At 66.5% G+C, this 14,270-nt stretch carries 14 protein-coding genes; 5 read left to right on the forward strand and 9 right to left on the reverse strand.

What is annotated here, in order from left to right; all coding sequences use genetic code 11:
- Nucleotides 1-155: 155 nt before the first annotated feature.
- The 4 genes from ptsP (at nucleotide 156) to ACNHKD_RS18245 (ending at nucleotide 4,302) form a co-directional block, all read left to right on the forward strand.
- Entirely contained in the window at nucleotides 156-2,420 is a 2,265-nt protein-coding gene (gene ptsP / locus ACNHKD_RS18230; RefSeq protein ID WP_442754900.1) for a phosphoenolpyruvate--protein phosphotransferase, read from the forward strand.
- Between the two features lie 45 nt (nucleotides 2,421-2,465).
- Nucleotides 2,466-3,536, forward strand: a complete 1,071-nt coding sequence (gene prfA / locus ACNHKD_RS18235) for a peptide chain release factor 1 (RefSeq protein ID WP_442754901.1) — start codon at nucleotides 2,466-2,468, stop codon at nucleotides 3,534-3,536.
- A 127-nt stretch (nucleotides 3,537-3,663) separates the two neighbouring features.
- The gene (locus ACNHKD_RS18240; protein ID WP_442754902.1) at nucleotides 3,664-3,942 is read left to right on the forward strand and encodes a hypothetical protein; all 279 of its coding nucleotides are present in this window, start codon (nucleotides 3,664-3,666) and stop codon (nucleotides 3,940-3,942) included.
- 87 nt (nucleotides 3,943-4,029) lie between these two features.
- Nucleotides 4,030-4,302, forward strand: coding sequence for a YARHG domain-containing protein (locus ACNHKD_RS18245; RefSeq protein WP_442754903.1), 273 nt, complete (start codon nucleotides 4,030-4,032; stop codon nucleotides 4,300-4,302).
- Nucleotides 4,303-4,398: 96 nt separating this feature from the next.
- Here the strand turns inward: ACNHKD_RS18245 and ACNHKD_RS18250 are convergent, their stop codons facing one another.
- The 3 genes from ACNHKD_RS18250 to ACNHKD_RS18260 form a co-directional block, all read right to left on the reverse strand.
- Nucleotides 4,399-4,713 (reverse strand): cellulose-binding protein, encoded by a 315-nt coding sequence (locus ACNHKD_RS18250; RefSeq protein WP_442754904.1) that lies wholly within the window; start codon nucleotides 4,711-4,713, stop codon nucleotides 4,399-4,401.
- Between the two features lie 223 nt (nucleotides 4,714-4,936).
- Complete coding sequence (purH, locus tag ACNHKD_RS18255; protein ID WP_442754905.1) at nucleotides 4,937-6,529, reverse strand: bifunctional phosphoribosylaminoimidazolecarboxamide formyltransferase/IMP cyclohydrolase; 1,593 nt, start codon at nucleotides 6,527-6,529, stop codon at nucleotides 4,937-4,939.
- A gap of 69 nt (nucleotides 6,530-6,598) precedes the next feature.
- Nucleotides 6,599-8,251, reverse strand: coding sequence for a heparinase II/III family protein (locus tag ACNHKD_RS18260; RefSeq protein ID WP_442754906.1), 1,653 nt, complete (start codon nucleotides 8,249-8,251; stop codon nucleotides 6,599-6,601).
- 365 nt (nucleotides 8,252-8,616) lie between these two features.
- On the opposite strand from ACNHKD_RS18260, the gene ACNHKD_RS18265 reads away from it, so the two are divergent.
- Complete coding sequence (locus tag ACNHKD_RS18265; protein WP_442756933.1) at nucleotides 8,617-9,150, forward strand: gamma carbonic anhydrase family protein; 534 nt, start codon at nucleotides 8,617-8,619, stop codon at nucleotides 9,148-9,150.
- 184 nt (nucleotides 9,151-9,334) lie between these two features.
- Here ACNHKD_RS18265 and ACNHKD_RS18270 read toward each other — a convergent pair whose 3' ends face one another.
- The 6 genes from ACNHKD_RS18270 to ACNHKD_RS18295 all read right to left on the reverse strand — a co-directional run bounded on the left by ACNHKD_RS18270 (nucleotide 9,335) and on the right by ACNHKD_RS18295 (nucleotide 14,217).
- Complete coding sequence (locus ACNHKD_RS18270) at nucleotides 9,335-9,952, reverse strand: transglutaminase-like cysteine peptidase (protein ID WP_442754907.1); 618 nt, start codon at nucleotides 9,950-9,952, stop codon at nucleotides 9,335-9,337.
- A 246-nt stretch (nucleotides 9,953-10,198) separates the two neighbouring features.
- Nucleotides 10,199-10,828, reverse strand: a complete 630-nt coding sequence (locus tag ACNHKD_RS18275) for a transglutaminase-like cysteine peptidase (RefSeq protein WP_442754908.1) — start codon at nucleotides 10,826-10,828, stop codon at nucleotides 10,199-10,201.
- 432 nt (nucleotides 10,829-11,260) lie between these two features.
- Complete coding sequence (locus ACNHKD_RS18280; RefSeq protein ID WP_442754909.1) at nucleotides 11,261-12,109, reverse strand: MipA/OmpV family protein; 849 nt, start codon at nucleotides 12,107-12,109, stop codon at nucleotides 11,261-11,263.
- Nucleotides 12,110-12,239: 130 nt separating this feature from the next.
- On the reverse strand, nucleotides 12,240-13,424 hold the full coding sequence (locus tag ACNHKD_RS18285) for an FAD-dependent monooxygenase (protein ID WP_442754910.1): 1,185 nt from the start codon (nucleotides 13,422-13,424) through the stop codon (nucleotides 12,240-12,242).
- A gap of 18 nt (nucleotides 13,425-13,442) precedes the next feature.
- The gene (locus ACNHKD_RS18290) at nucleotides 13,443-13,691 is read right to left on the reverse strand and encodes a zinc-finger domain-containing protein (RefSeq protein WP_442754911.1); all 249 of its coding nucleotides are present in this window, start codon (nucleotides 13,689-13,691) and stop codon (nucleotides 13,443-13,445) included.
- A gap of 91 nt (nucleotides 13,692-13,782) precedes the next feature.
- Nucleotides 13,783-14,217 (reverse strand): cytochrome c-type biogenesis protein, encoded by a 435-nt coding sequence (locus tag ACNHKD_RS18295; RefSeq protein ID WP_442756934.1) that lies wholly within the window; start codon nucleotides 14,215-14,217, stop codon nucleotides 13,783-13,785.
- Between the last annotated feature and the right edge of the window lie 53 nt (nucleotides 14,218-14,270).

The following is a 14,270-nucleotide window of genomic DNA, read 5'->3' on the forward strand; positions in this document are numbered from 1 at the left end:
GAGGGGAGGTCGGCTGCGCTTGCGGATGGCGGACGCCGTCAATATACGCTTGAGGGACGTCAGAGGCGCGGCGCGCGGATTTCCAAAAAGGGTGAATGGCGGTTTTTTCGCGACGGCCTGCCGCGGGCGGCGCGCTGTGGATGGGAATGGAACGGATGCGTAGCGCTCTTGGCGGCCCCCGCCTTCTGCTGCGCCGGCTGCGCGAGATCAGCGCGGAGCCGGTGAGCGCGCAGACGCGTCTCGACAAGATCGTGGTGCAAATCGCCGCGAACATGGTGGCCGAGGTCTGCTCCGTCTACGTCCTTCGCGCAGACCAGCGTCTCGAGCTCTACGCCACCGAGGGCCTGAACCGCGAGGCGGTCCACCAGACGACCATGCATGCCGGCGAGGGCCTTGTCGGCCTCATCGCCCGCAGCGCCGAGCCGCTCGCCCTCTCCGAGGCGCAGGACCACCCCGCCTTCGCCTACAAGCCGGAGACGGGCGAAGACGCCTACCACTCCTTCCTCGGCGTGCCGATCCTGCGCGGCGGCTCGACGCTCGGCGTTCTCGTCGTTCAGAACAAGGTGCGCCGCGTCTACTCGGAAGAAGAAGTCGAGGCGCTCCAGACCACGGCGATGCTGCTCGCGGAGCTTATCGCTTCGGGCGAGTTGCAGGCGATCGAGGATCCGCGCGACCTCGCCCTCTACCGGCCCGCCTCCCTCAAGGGCGCGCCGATGAACGAGGGCGTCGGCCTCGGTCATGTCCTGCTGCACGAGCCGCGCGTGGTGGTGAAGCAGCTCGTCGCGGAAGACCTTTCGCGCGAGCTGACCCGGCTCGAGCAGGCGGTCGACGCCATGCGCGCCTCGATCGACGAGCTGGTCGCCCATGGCGACCGGATCGGCGCGGGCGAGCATCGCGACGTGCTGGAGACCGTCCGCATGGTCGCCTATGACCAGGGCTGGGTCCGGCGCCTGCGCGAGGCCGTGAAGTCGGGCCTCACCGCGGAAGCGGCGGTGGAGCGCGTGCAGAGCGACGCCCGCGCGCGCATGCAGCGCCAGACCGATCCCTATCTGCGCGACCGGCTCCACGATCTCGACGACATCGCCAACCGCCTGCTGCACCAGCTCACCGGCCAGAGCTATGTCGCCGACCGCGAGAGCGTGCCGGAGAACGCCATCATCGTGGCGCGCACCATGGGTCCGGCGGCGCTGCTCGACTATGACCGCGCGCGGCTGCGCGGGCTCGTGCTCGAGGAAGGCGGCCCGTCGAGCCATGTCGCCATCGTCGCGCGCGCGCTCGGGATCGCGACCGTCGGTCTCGTGTCGGGAATCATCGACCTCGTCGAGACCGGCGATCCGATCATCATCGACGGGTCGACGGGCGAAGTGCATGTGCGTCCGCAGGCCGACGTGCAGAGCGCCTATGCCGAAAAGGCGCGGCTGCGCGCGCGGCGCCAGGAGCAATACGCCAAGCTGCGCGACGTGCCCGCCGTCACCAGGGACGGCGTGCCGATCGCGCTGCACATGAACGCCGGCCTCGCCATCGACGTGCCGCATGTGCACGAAACGGGCGCGCAGTCGATCGGCCTCTTCCGCACCGAGCTGCAATTCATGCTCGCGCCGCGCTTCCCGCGCATGGACGAGCAGTATCGCTTTTACAAGGGCGTGATGGACGCGGTGCCGGATCGCCCCGTGACCTTCCGCACGCTCGACATCGGCTCCGACAAGATCCTTCCCTATATGGCGACGATCGACGAGGAGAATCCCGCGCTCGGCTGGCGCGCCATCCGCATCGGGCTCGACCGGCCGGGGCTGCTGCGCATGCAGTTGCGCGCCATGCTGAAGGCCGGCGCCGGGCGTAGTCTGCGCGTCATGTTCCCCATGATCGCCAATGTCGCGGAGTTCGAGGCGGCGAAGGCCATCGCGCTGCGCGAGCTCGATCACATCCGGCGCCACGGCTATCCCGAGCCCAGCTCCCTGCATCTCGGCGCGATGGTCGAAGTGCCGTCGCTTCTGTGGGAGCTCGACCTCATCGCGGAGCGGGCCGACTTTCTCTCGGTCGGCTCCAACGATCTGGTGCAGTACATGTATGCGGCGGACCGCGACAATACGCGCGTCTCCAAGCGCTACGACAATCTGTCGCCGCCCGTGCTGCGCGCGCTGGAGCGCGTCGCCGACGCGGGCCGGCGCGCGGGCACGCCGGTGACGCTCTGCGGCGAGATGGGCGGCCGGCCGCTCGAAGCGCTCGCCTTGCTCGCCATCGGCTATCGCTCGCTCTCAATGTCGCCGTCGGCGATCGGTCCCGTCAAGTCGATGATCCTCAACGTCGATCTCGACGAGGTCCAGGTTTTCCTGGCGTCGGTGCTCGCCTCCGACGACGGCGCCCCCTCCGTGCGCGAGAAGCTGCGCGACTATGCGCTCGCGCGCAACATTCCGCTCTAGTGGCGCGCCGCCTCGCTTTTCCCGCTCCGCAAATCCGAAACCCGAATGTTCGCACAAGACAAGCTCGATCTTATTTTGCGCCGCTATGACGAAATCGGCGAGAAGCTCGCCAGCGGCGCCGACGGGCAGGCGTTCGTCGCGCTCTCGCGCGAGCGCGCGACGCTCGACGACGTCGTGGAGGCGATCCGCGCCTATCGCGCCGCCGAGCGCGAGACCCACGACCTCGCCGCCATGCTCGCCGAGCCGTCGCTCGACAAGGAGATGCGCGCGCTCGCCGAAGCCGAGGTCGGCGAGGCGCGCGAACGGCTGGAGAAGGCCGAAAAGACCCTGCAGCTCGCCTTGCTGCCGAAGGACGAAGCGGACGAGAAGGGCGTCATTCTCGAAGTGCGCGCCGGCACGGGCGGCGACGAGGCCGCGCTTTTCGCGGGCGACCTTTTCCGCGCCTATCAGAAATACGCGGCGCTCCAGGGCTGGCGCGTGGAGCTTGTGTCCGAGAGTCCCGGCGCGCTTGGCGGCTTCAAGGAAATCGTCGCGGAGATCACGGGGCGCGGCGTCTATGGAAAGCTGAAATTCGAATCGGGCGTGCATCGCGTGCAGCGCGTGCCGGCGACGGAAACGCAGGGGCGCATTCACACTTCAGCGGCGACCGTCGCCGTTCTGCCCCAGGCCGAGGAAGTCGATCTCGTCATCGACGAGCGGGATTTGCAGATCGACACGATGCGCGCGCAGGGCGCCGGCGGTCAGCACGTCAACAAGACGGAGTCCGCCATCCGCATCACGCATATCCCGACCGGCATCGTCGTCATGATGCAGGAGGAGCGTTCGCAGCACCGCAACAGGGCGAAGGCGATGAACGTGCTGCGCTCGCGTCTCTACGACGCCGAGCGTCAGCGTCTCGACAAGGAGCGCTCGGCCGACCGCAAGAGTCAGGTGGGCTCGGGCGACCGCTCGGAGCGCATCCGGACTTATAATTTCCCGCAGGGGCGCGTCACCGACCACCGCATCAATCTCACGCTCTACAAGCTCGATCGCGTGATGGAGGGCGAGTTCGACGAAATCATCGACTCGCTCATCGCGGACCACCAGCAGAAGCTGCTCGCGCAGAGCGAGGCGTAACGGCTCTCAACCACGAATCCGTTCCGGTTTTCGCGCCATGTGCGCCGACGCACCCACATTCCCTGCAAAGGATCATAGTCTTCTCTCATCGCAAATCGAGTTGCGAACAAGGAAAGAGGAGAAGGCCATGTTCAAGAAGATCGCCACCACCGCCATTCTCGTCGCCGGCCTGTCGAGCGCGGCGATCGTTTCCACCACCGCCCCGGCCGCGGCATGGGTCAGCGACGGCGCGGCCGCGGCGATCGGCGTGGGCGCCTTCGCCGTCGGCGCGATGGCGGGCGGCATGGGCGGCGGCTATTATACCGAGCACCGCGTCATCTATCACGACTGCTATTCGAGCCGCCGTCCGGTCTATAATCCTTGGGGTGACGTGGTCGGTTTCCAGCGCATGCGCGTCTGCAACTGATGCGGGCCGTGAAAAAAGGGCCGGAGCAAAAGCCCGGCTCTTTCCGCCGCTCCATGCGAGCCGGCAAGGAAGACTGGGGATTTCGAAATGAAGATTTTTGCTGTCGCCCTCGGCGTCGTCATGACGAGCGCCGTTCTCGCGCCTTCCGTCGCGCAAGCCTCCTGCGCGAGCCTCTGGAGCGCGCGCAATCAGATCTACAAGGACGCCGGCTATTGCTTCAAGACCGCCCGGGCCATCCGGGTCTTCGGCAATGCCGGATGCAGCTTTGACGACATAAACGACGTGCCGCTTTCGGCCCGCCAGCGCGCCGCAGTGCGCGACATCGTCGCGGAGGAGCGACGCATGGGATGCGGCGACTGAGGCCGATCTCGCTCGTCATTGCGAGGAGCGAAACGACGAAGCAATCCAGAGCCGCAGCGCCGATCCGGATTGCGTCGCTTCCTTCGCGATGACGGATTACCAATTGTCGAACAATTCGCCCGCTTCGGTGTAGCGCGTCGGGTCGTTTCTCCAGAATTGCTGCTGCTGAAGGAAGTAATTGTCATTGGCGTGCGCGTTGGGCTGCAGCGCGCCCGAAGCCGGGTCGCCGGCGCCGTCGTCGAGCCAATCCTTGTTGGTGGTGAGGTCTTTCGGCAATGGAATCGGGAAATCGTCGCTTTCCGCCGCTGGCGGCTGAGCGGGCGCGGTTTTGCGCGCCTTCGCCAGGGCGTCGCTGGAAAGAAGCGCGAAAGCCGTGACGAGGCCGAGTGAGAGAGTAAAGGCGCGGCGCATACAGGACTCCTGAAACCGGAAGTAGAGCCCCACCTTAGCGCCTTTCCGCTTTCGCGTAATCAACCGCGCGCCGAAGCCGCGCAACGGTTACTTTTGTGGAAAAGCAACGATACGGAGCGCGTCGCGAAAAGCGGGAATCGGTTTTGCGCGAAGCGCGCTCTACGCTTTTGGAATCCATCACCTTGTCTGCGTTTAGGGCGATTCCGCTACCATGCGGCGTGATCTAGTGGCGGAAATGCCGCACGCCGGTGAAGACCATGGCGAGGCCCTGCTCGTCCGCGCTCGCGATGACGTCGCGGTCCTTCACCGAGCCGCCCGGCTGGATCACCGCCGTCGCGCCCGCCGCCGCGGCGGCGAGCAGACCGTCCGGGAAGGGGAAGAAGGCGTCCGACGCCACGACCGATCCCTTGGCGAGGCTCTCGGCGAGACCCGCAAGCCGCGCCGCCTCTCCCGCCTTGTGAGCCGCTATACGCGAGGAGTCGACGCGCGACATCTGCCCGGCGCCGACGCCGACCGTGGCGAGGTCTTTCGCATAGACAATGGCGTTGGACTTCACATGCTTGACGACGCGATAAGCGAATTTCAGATCGGCGAGCTCCTGCGGCGTCGGCGCGCGCTTCGTTACGACCTTCAGATCCATGTCGTCGACGACGGCGTTGTCGCGCGTCTGCGCGAGGAAGCCGCCCGCGACGCTGCGGAAGGTCGCGCCGCGCGCGCGGGGATCGGGGAGTCCCCCTGTCAGCAGCAGCCGCAGATTCTTCTTGGCCGCGATGACCTCAATCGCCTCGTCTTCCGCCTCGGGCGCGATGATGACTTCGGTGAAGACCTTGACGATCTCGCGCGCCGCCGCCGCATCGAGCTTGCGATTGAGCGCGACGATGCCGCCGAAGGCCGAGACCGGATCGCAGCGCAGCGCCTTCAGATAGGCCGCTTCGAGCGAGGCGCCTTCCGCGACGCCGCAAGGATTGGCGTGCTTGACGATGACGACGGCCGCCGTGCGGGCGGGATCGAATTCCGCGACGCATTCGAAGGCGGCGTCCGTGTCGTTCACATTGTTGTAGGAGAGCTGCTTGCCCTGCGCCTGCCGCGCCGTCGCGACGCCGGGCCGCGCCTCGCCGGTGAGATAGAAGCCCGCCGCCTGATGCGGATTTTCGCCATAGCGCATGGGCTCCGCGAGCCTGCCGCCGAAAGCGCGGACGGGCGGCGCGGCTTCGCCGAGTTCCGCCGCCAGCCAATTCGAGATCGCCGCATCATAGGCCGCCGTGCGCGCGAAGGCCTTCTGCGCGAGCCGCCGGCGCGTGGCGCGCGTCGTGGCTCCGCCCGTCGCCGCCATCTCGTCCGCCAACGCGGCGTAATCTGAAGCGTCGACGACCACGGCGACGTCGTCATGATTCTTGGAGGCGGCGCGGATCATCGCCGGCCCGCCAATGTCGATGTTTTCGACGCATTCCTCGAAAGGCGCGCCTTTCGCAAGCGTCGCCTCGAAGGGATAGAGATTGACCACGAGAAGGTCGATCGGGCGGATGTCGTGGGCGAGCATCGCCGCCTCGTGCTCGGGATTCTCGCGGATCGCCAGCAGACCGCCATGCACCTTGGGGTGCAGCGTCTTGAGGCGGCCGTCCATCATCTCGGGAAAATGCGTGAGGTCGGAAATGTCCTTCACCGCAAGGCCGGCGTCCGCGAGCGCCTTGCGCGTGCCGCCGGTCGAGACGAGTTCGACGCCATGGCCCGCCAGCGCGCGCGCAAATTCCACGAGGCCCGTCTTGTCCGAGACAGAAAGAAGGGCGCGCGCGATTTTACGCTGATCGACCGGCATGAATTGACGTCCTCTCCATCGGGATATTTCGCGCTGCGCTTATCACACATCCTTTGGAGGAGAAACCGCTCACCTCCTCTGGAAGGACCAGCGCAGCTCGACTCCCGGCGCGGCCTTTGCGCGCAGCACGATTTGCGCGCATTTGCGCGCCCCGCCCGGCGCAGCGAAAAATATGCTTTCCTCGATCTGCGGCCAGACGCCCTCGGCCTCGAAAATCAGCGTCTCGCCATTCGAAAGCTGGATTTCGACCGCCTCCTCCAGCTCCGCCGCCCGCACGCGCGGATGGAGATGAAAGCGCACGGCGAAATCGACCCCCGCCGGCCCCATGGCTCCGCCCTCGCCGGCAAGCAGCCGGTCTCGCCCGGCGAGCGCCGTCCCGTCGGCGGAGAGGATCAGCTCGCGCGCATGGACGAGGCCGAAGGCCCGGGCGTAGCCGTCATGGGAGAGCGACAGCGTCGTCGCGCCCGGCGCCTCGTGGCGCTCGACCCCGACATGGCTCGGCCCATCGAGAATGCGCCCGGCGCGCCACCGCCCGGCCTCCTTCTTGGCCAATCGCGCGGAAGAGCAGTCGTCCAGGACGAGCGTCGAATGCGCCGCCGTCGCGCGCGCCAAATCCCGCAAATCCTCGTGCGGCGGCGCCGGCGCGCCGCAATTCACGACGACGCGCTCAATCCCGAGCGAAAATTCGAAGGAGAGAAATCCCGCATGGGCCGTCGAGGAAAATTCGAAAGGCGGCGGCCCGCCGGCCTCGACCAGAACCACCGCGTCATTCGCCTCGAGCCGCTGATAGCCGACATAGGGCGCCTTGAGCGGGGCGGCGCCACGCGTGTCCTCATTGGCGAGCACGCTCGCCACGCGGTCGAGCTGAGTGGCGCCCATGCCGTTGAAGAGCGCGAGCGAGCCGTCGCCATGCTGCAACATGCGCAGCGTCGGCATCATGCGGTCCACCGCGCGCAACATGGAGGAAGGCGTCTGCAGGCCCCGCGCGGCGAGCACCTGGCGCAGCGGCAGAAGGTCGAGCAACAGATCGACCGCCACCTGCGGATTGCGGCTGACATGACCGCCGTCGCTGAGGATCTGCCGATCCAGCTCCGTCGACAGCATGCGGGAAATCTGCGGCGCGATCTTGCGGCCGGTGTCGGCGCAGACGGCGAATTCCGCCAGCGCGATGGCGCAGAGCGCGCGATCGGCTCCCTGCGCCTGGCCCGTGGCCATGGCCCGCCAGATCAGTCGCGCGCTCTGGGCGAGCGAGAGCATGAAGGCGTCGTAAAACTCCGCTTCGGCGCCGTCGAGCAGCACGGGCGACTGCGAGAAGAAGGACAAAAGCCGTCTCGCCACCACCGCCGGCTCCATCGCCGGATCGTCGTGGACCAGCTTTTTCAGCGCGAGGAAATCCGCGACGAGCGCCCTTGCATTGGCTTGCGCCAGCGTCTTGTCGGCGGCGCGCAGATGCCGCAGCCAGGAAAAGCCCGCCAGCGCCCGGCGCCAGGCGGGCGAGGGCGGCGTGAGCGAAAAGGGCGACTCGCCATAGGTTTGCAGCGTCTTGCCGGCGAAGGAAAAATAGCCGGCGTAGATTTCGTCGGCCACGGTCGGATCGGCCGTGCGAATGTCGGGCGGCGCGATGCGCAGCCGTTCGGGCGGCGCGATCGCCATGGACTTCACGACGTGAAAAGGCGTCGCCGCGCCGCGCGCGAAAACCTTCGCCGCCAAGGCGCCGGCCATCCGCATCCTGTCACGCAAGCCGCCGTTCAGATCCCTGCCTCCGATTCGCCGAAGCCCCGTTTTGGGCCAGAATAATCCGGCGATTGCCCGCCCGACGGCTGAGAGCGAAGCGCCCGCAACTGTTTATACACTATTTCATTCACGCGCCGAACCCGCGCGAGATCGCGCCGCGTTCGGGCGGAATCGCGTAAATGCGGGCGACGCGACTGCTTCCAAAGGTTTAGAGCGCGCTTCATGAGAAAAACCGGCTCCCGCTTTTTCGTAAGCCGCGCTCAAGGCCCTCCCCCGCCGAAAAGGGGGCTGCTTTTCGCAAGCGGCGGGAAATGGCAATGTCGCGCCGCCTCAAGCCCCTCAAGGAGAAACTGATGCCGCTCTACACGCTCGATGGAATTGCGCCGCGCCTGCCCGCGGGGGACCGCTATTTCGTTGCGCCCGGCGCGCACCTCATCGGCCGCGTCGAGCTGCGGGAAGACGCCAATGTGTGGTTCAACTGCATCCTGCGCGGCGATAATGAGTGGATCACGATCGGCGCGCGCACGAACATCCAGGACAACAGCGTTCTCCATACGGACATGGGCTTTCCGCTGACCATCGGCGCCGACTGCACCGTCGGCCATAATGTGATCCTGCATGGCTGCGCGATCGGCGACGGCGCCCTCATCGGCATGGGCGCGACGATTCTGAACGGCGCGAAGATCGGCAAGAACTGCCTCGTCGGCGCCAATGCGCTCGTGACGGAAGGCAAGGAATTCCCCGACAATTCGCTGATCGTCGGCTCGCCCGCGAAGGCGATCCGCGAGCTGGGCCTCGATTCGCGGGCGAAGTTTCTCGAATCCGCGAAGCATTATGTCGAGAACGGCCGGCGCTATGCGAAGGGACTCGTCGAGATCGGAGGCTGACGGCCGAATCGCCCCGCTCTTGACAAACCTCCGAGGCGACCCCTCCTTCGAGACGAGAGCTTCGCTCGCGCCTTAGGATGAGGCCTAAGCGACCGCTAAAAAAAGCCCTTATGCCGAGGAGCTTGCGCAGCAAGCGTCTCGAAGCGCCAGGAGCGCCGCCCGGCTCCGTGAGCCGCTCGGCCTCTCACTTCGCCACATACATCGGCGCGCTGGTCGGCGCGCCGACCGCCACCCACATATTCTGATTTTCCTGCGACTGGCGCTTCACGAAGCGATAGGGCGTCCTGTTCCAGGGCTTCACCTCGTCGGCGAGATTGTCGAGAACGAAGTCGCCGCGATCCGTGCGCGCCATCAACACCGCATGGCCGTCGCCATGCTCGTCCTTGACCACCGCAAGCAGCAGCGCGGCGCGCGGGAAGCCGGCCTCCATCAGCACGCGGCGCTTCAGCAGCGCGTAATCCTCGCAATCGCCCTTGCCGTCGGAGGGATAGTCCCAGGCGTCCGGGACGCCGGCGTGCTCGGCGTCAGAGACCGGCGCGATCTTGTTGTTCACGAGCGCGTTGACGCCCTCGATCTTGCGCAGCGCCGCCGCCGTCAGCTCGATGGCCTCGGGGGCGCGAACCGCCTCGTCGCATTCGCCGCTGTAACGCTGGCAGAAATCGACCCAGCCAAATGGAACGCTCGTCTCGGGACCGAGAGGGGAGACCGAGGAGACCGGCAGCTTCGCGCCGGCGGCGGCCGGAAGAACCGAAAGGCCGAGGACGACGAGAGCGAGAGCCAGAACCTGACGCGCAATACGCATGTTAACGCAACCCCAACCGCCAACGGACCGTTAAGAAATCTTTTACGATTGTGGCCGCTTTGCCAAGGTCCGCGTTAAGGTCGTCTTAACTTATGGTTTACGCGAGCGCGGCCAGCTCCTCGTCGAAAACAGGCATACACGTTTAAGAACAACGATATGACCCGTCAGCATCCCGCTCGCGGCGGAACGCGGCCATGATCGGGGCGGCGCTAAAATGCGGCGAAACGACGGCGGCCGAAGACGGCGTCAGGGCCGGTTCGACACATAGGCCGGCGCGGCCGTGGGCTCGCCGATGGCGACCCAGATGTTTTGATTCTGCTGGGACTGGCGCTTCACGAAGCGATAGGGCGCCCTCGTCCAGGGCTTCACCTGGTCGGTGAGGTTGTCGAGGATGAACTCGCCGCGACTGGTGCGGATGGTCAGGACGGAATGGCCGTCGCCGTTCCTTTCCTTGACGACGGTCAACAACAGCGCCTCGCGCGGAAAGCCCTGCTCGATCAGCATGCGGCGCTTGAGAAGCGCATAATCCTCGCAGTCGCCTTTGCCGTCCGTCGGATAATCCCACTGATCGAGCGCCCCCCAATGATCGGCGTCGGCGATCGGGGCGATGCTCTTGTTCACCCAGGCGTTGACGCGTTCGATCTTCCTGAACGCGGCCGCGTCGAGGTCAATGTCGCGCGGCGCACGGGTCTCATCGTCGCATTCCGCGCCGTTCCTCTGGCAGAAGTCGACCCAGCCAAACGGCACGCTCGTCTCCGGGCCGGTTGCGGCGTAGCTCGACATGTCGGGGCCTGCGGAGCAGGTCGCGGCGACGGCCAGAACGCCAGCGCCCGCCAATCCGAAAGCCATAACCGCTTTGCCGATGATGCCGACCATTTCCCGTCTCCCTTCGATGAGACGAGAATAGATTTCTTGTTTTGCCGCCCTTCAAAGTATTTCATCCGCATTTTACGCGAATGCATTTAGATTTGGCTGCGGCATAGGTAAGTATAATTTACCGGAACCGGAATGGGTAAAATTTGATCCATGCGCACAACATACTGATTTTAAGTGATTAAGCCGTGTTCCTGCGCCGCGGTGAAACCGCCCCCGGCCGTCATGAATCGATTATGCGCCCATATTTCGTTAATACGACCGGCCGCAGGAGGTTAACGCCCCTCCCGCCCCGTAAGTTTTGTGGCGGCGGCGTGGCGAAGCAGCCAGGCCGCGATTTCTCAATAAGTTGCTGCGGACCTTTCGGCGCGCCTTTGGCGCAGCGAAGGGGTCGACGCCGTCATCCCTCGGCGCGCTTTCGCCTGCGGAGGTTCATCAGGGCCGCAGCGCCGCGGGAACATATTGCAGCGGGTCGGCCACGATGAAGGAATAGGACAGCGCTAAACCCGCATTGAACTGGTTACGGGAGCCGATGAGGTTCGGGATCGGGCTGGAGCCCACGCTGCCCAGGAGCCGTTGGCCGCCGCCATAAACGGAGACGGCGAAATCGTCGGTGAGGTGGTAGCGGATCGTCGCCATGCCGCCGGCGGCCGTGAAGCCGCCTGTCGCCGTATAGGGCGTGAGGCGCCCGTTCACCAGCGCCTCGAAGGGCGTCACGGAGAAGTAGGCGTTGGCGTAATTGTTGTCGCCGAAATTCAGCCGCGGCCCGACCGAGAAGCGAAAGCGGCCAACGGTCTCGTAAGCGTCGGCGTAAAAGGCGGCGACGAAACCTTCGTGACCATCGACGCCTTGGCGCATTTCGGCGCGGACGCGGAAATGGTCGAAAGGATGATATTCGACAAAGCCGCCCACTTCATGCGTCAGCGGGACGCGGCGCAGGCCGAAGAGGCCGTCGCGCTGGCCGCGCTGAAAGACGAAGTTCGCGACCGGCCCCACGCGCACGCCGCCATAATCGAAAAGCTGGAAGCCGAAGCCTTCGTCGGGCGTCGAGAAGGTTTCCGCCTCGCCCACCCGCCGGACCGCCACGGCCGGAAACGGATAGGGGCGCATCTGGCCGGAGCCGGGGAAACTCGGAGAGACCGCGCCGATCACGCTGACGGTGACGATCCAGCCATTGGCGTCCGTCTTCGGAGGCGGCGTCAATTCCGTCGCCACGCCCGGCGACTGCGCCCAGAGAAAGGCCGCCATGGTCGAGAACAGAACTTTCAGGCCCCTGATTAGCAACGAGAAATATTCCCCTGACGCAGCGTTTCTTGACAGTTCTTTAACAACCCGGGGGCCGTCTGGCCACTGTCTGCCCGGCTAAAACGCCAGCATCTGGGCGATTGTGGCCCGCTCGCCACATCGTCCCCAATTATCTGTAGAGCCACGCGTTGCGGGCGAGCATGCCCCGGCCCCCGAGCGTCCGGATCGCGAGATCGCGCGCCGCCGCGGCCGGGCCGCCCATGTGGAAATATCCGCCCTGGCGCCGGGATGCGCGCACGATGCGGGAGGCGCGCGCGATCCGGCTTCTCTCATAGGCCGCGAAGGCGGCTTCCGTCGCGACGCCGAGCTGCATGAAGGCGCGGCCCAGCGCCTGCGCGTCCTCGATCGCCTGGGCCGCGCCCTGCGCGAGGAAGGGCGGCATGGGATGGGCGGCGTCGCCGAGCAGCGTGACGGAGCCCCGGCTCCAACCGGACAAAGGCGGGCGGGCGAAAAGCGGCCAATGCCGCCAGGCCGCCCCCGCCTCGATGAGCGCGAGCAGATCGGAGCCGGGCCGCTTGCGCGCGAGCAGATGGGCCAATTGCGACCCGCTGAGAGAGAGAATGGCCGCGCCGTCTTCCGAACGCGGCTCCTCAGCCACGATGACGACCACATTGACGATCGCGCCGTCGCGCAGCGGATAATGCACGACATGCGCGCCGGGCAGCATCCAGAGATTGCTCTCGCGCGCCCGCAGCGCCGCGGGGGCTTGGTCGGCCGGCACGAGCGCGCGCCAGGCGGTAAGGCCCGAATAGTAAGGCGCGTCGCGTTCGGCGCGAAAGAGATGGCCGCGGACGGCCGAGCGCTGGCCGTCCGCGCCGACGAGGCCCGGGGCCTCGATCTCCTGCGCCCCGCGCTCGCCATGGACGCGCAGGCTCACATAGCCGGAACGATCGTCAAAATCGCCGACCCGCGCGCCGGTGCGGATCTCGATGGCCGGGTTCGCCAGCGCGGCCTGCAACAGGGCCTGCTGGAGATCGGCCCGGTGGAACACGCGGAAAGGCGCGCCCCAGCGGGCGCGGGAATCGGAAAGGCCGAGCCGCGCCAGAACGGCTCCGTCGCGCCCCCGGCGGATGTTGATCGCCTGGGGCTCCAGCGCGACGGAGGCCAGCGCGCCCTCAAGGCCAAGCCCCGCGAGAACCCGGCCGGCGTTTGGCGCGATCTGCAGGCCGGCGCCGACCTCTTCGATTTTGGAGGCGCGCTCCAGAACCAGAACGCGCTTTCCGGCGCGGGCGAGGGCGAGGGCCGCCGTGAGCCCGCCTATGCCGGCGCCCGCGACGACGATGGGGGCGCTCATGTTACGCTCAGCCGGCCGTTACGCGGCTTTGGCGGCGTCGTGATAGACGCATTCCGCCGGATCGGCGCCGCCATGGAGGGAGGCGTCGTAGACATAGAGCGTCGAACAATAGGGGCAGACGGCCTGATTTTCCGCGCCCATATCGATATAGACGTGCGGATGGTCGAAGGGCGGCAGCGCGCCGACGCACATGAATTCCTTCGCGCCCACGCGAATCTGGGCGACGCCGGGCGTATTGTGGAAATGAGGCGTGGAATGTTCGGCCATGGTCCGCTCTTTTCGTGAGGCCGCAGGAAGCGGCTCAGGATCGCTCCCGCCCCCTATATTGCAGCGCGGGTGAATTGGATAGAGGCAGCCGTCAGTCCTTGTCTGACTCGACGCCAAGCGCCTTCAGACGCTCATGCTCCTCCGCCGTGAGCCGCGAAGGACCGGCGGGCGCTCGCCGCCGGCGCGCGGCCGCCCAGACGGCGGCGGCGCCCGCCAGGAGCGCGATCAGCGGCGCGGTCCAGAGCAGGATGGTGCCCGGTCTCAGCGGCGGGCGCAGCAGAACGAAATCGCCGTAGCGGGAATGGACATATTCCTTCACCTGCGCGTCGGTCATGCCCTCTTTCAGCTTCTCCCGCACGAGCACGCGGAGATCCCTGGCGAGAGAGGCGTCGGAATCGTCGACCGACTGGTTCTGGCAGACGAGGCAGCGCAGCTCGCCCGTGATCGCGCGGGCCCGCGCCTCCATGGCGGGATCGGGCAGCTTCTCGCCGGGGGTGACGGCGTAAGCGGGGATTATGAGCAACATCGCCGCCAGGGCCAGCGCCCCCAACCCTGCCTTGCCTGGGTTCGAGATGACGA

It is taken from the genome of Methylocystis sp. JAN1, from assembly GCF_052186135.1.
Taxonomy (GTDB): domain Bacteria; phylum Pseudomonadota; class Alphaproteobacteria; order Rhizobiales; family Beijerinckiaceae; genus Methylocystis.

What these genes read in the sequence shown, in the direction of transcription:
- ptsP (WP_442754900.1), top strand. Translation starts at nt 156, where the DNA reads ATGCGTAGCGCTCTTGGCGGCCCCCGCCTTCTGCTGCGCCGGCTGCGC.
- prfA (WP_442754901.1), top strand. Translation starts at nt 2,466, where the DNA reads ATGTTCGCACAAGACAAGCTCGATCTTATTTTGCGCCGCTATGACGAA.
- ACNHKD_RS18240 (WP_442754902.1), top strand. Translation starts at nt 3,664, where the DNA reads ATGTTCAAGAAGATCGCCACCACCGCCATTCTCGTCGCCGGCCTGTCG.
- ACNHKD_RS18245 (WP_442754903.1), top strand. Translation starts at nt 4,030, where the DNA reads ATGAAGATTTTTGCTGTCGCCCTCGGCGTCGTCATGACGAGCGCCGTT.
- ACNHKD_RS18250 (WP_442754904.1), bottom strand. Translation starts at nt 4,713, where the DNA reads ATGCGCCGCGCCTTTACTCTCTCACTCGGCCTCGTCACGGCTTTCGCG.
- purH (WP_442754905.1), bottom strand. Translation starts at nt 6,529, where the DNA reads ATGCCGGTCGATCAGCGTAAAATCGCGCGCGCCCTTCTTTCTGTCTCG.
- ACNHKD_RS18260 (WP_442754906.1), bottom strand. Translation starts at nt 8,251, where the DNA reads ATGGCCGGCGCCTTGGCGGCGAAGGTTTTCGCGCGCGGCGCGGCGACG.
- ACNHKD_RS18265 (WP_442756933.1), top strand. Translation starts at nt 8,617, where the DNA reads ATGCCGCTCTACACGCTCGATGGAATTGCGCCGCGCCTGCCCGCGGGG.
- ACNHKD_RS18270 (WP_442754907.1), bottom strand. Translation starts at nt 9,952, where the DNA reads ATGCGTATTGCGCGTCAGGTTCTGGCTCTCGCTCTCGTCGTCCTCGGC.
- ACNHKD_RS18275 (WP_442754908.1), bottom strand. Translation starts at nt 10,828, where the DNA reads ATGGTCGGCATCATCGGCAAAGCGGTTATGGCTTTCGGATTGGCGGGC.
- ACNHKD_RS18285 (WP_442754910.1), bottom strand. Translation starts at nt 13,424, where the DNA reads ATGAGCGCCCCCATCGTCGTCGCGGGCGCCGGCATAGGCGGGCTCACG.
- ACNHKD_RS18290 (WP_442754911.1), bottom strand. Translation starts at nt 13,691, where the DNA reads ATGGCCGAACATTCCACGCCTCATTTCCACAATACGCCCGGCGTCGCC.
- ACNHKD_RS18295 (WP_442756934.1), bottom strand. Translation starts at nt 14,217, where the DNA reads ATGTTGCTCATAATCCCCGCTTACGCCGTCACCCCCGGCGAGAAGCTG.